Origin of the sequence: Microvirga antarctica (assembly GCF_017921815.1) — a bacterium.
Lineage (GTDB): Bacteria > Pseudomonadota > Alphaproteobacteria > Rhizobiales > Beijerinckiaceae > Microvirga > Microvirga antarctica.
In genome coordinates this window covers 1-279 of sequence record NZ_JAGEMM010000211.1, presented here as the reverse complement: position 1 = coordinate 279, position 279 = coordinate 1, and the positions used below count along the sequence as shown (strand labels likewise).

The following is a 279-nucleotide window of genomic DNA, read 5'->3' as shown; positions in this document are numbered from 1 at the left end:
GTGAACAGACGTCCTGGCGCCGTCTGCGGGCTAAGATCGCCAAAACCTAATGTGGAACCCACCACCGAGCAGTAATAGATAAAATCGCTTAACTGGCTCACCAACGCGCTTTCGCGCAACAGGCGCAGCACCAGATAACAAAGCAGATACTGCCCGATAAACAGGCCCAGCAAAGCGGGCCAGGTCAGTCTGGACAAATGACGCTGGCAGGTTTTGACCATCCACGTAAAGAGCATTATTCGCCTTGTTGACGCTGTAAACGCGCCAACACATCCTGAG

Annotated in this window: 1 protein-coding gene; it reads right to left on the bottom strand. The window is 53.4% G+C overall.

Annotation, left to right across the window (positions count from 1 at the left end):
• Positions 1-236 (bottom strand): two pore domain potassium channel family protein (locus J4G32_RS21535; protein ID WP_210497796.1); only part of this gene is annotated, 236 nt, incomplete at its 3' end.
• Positions 237-279 lie beyond the last annotated feature (43 nt).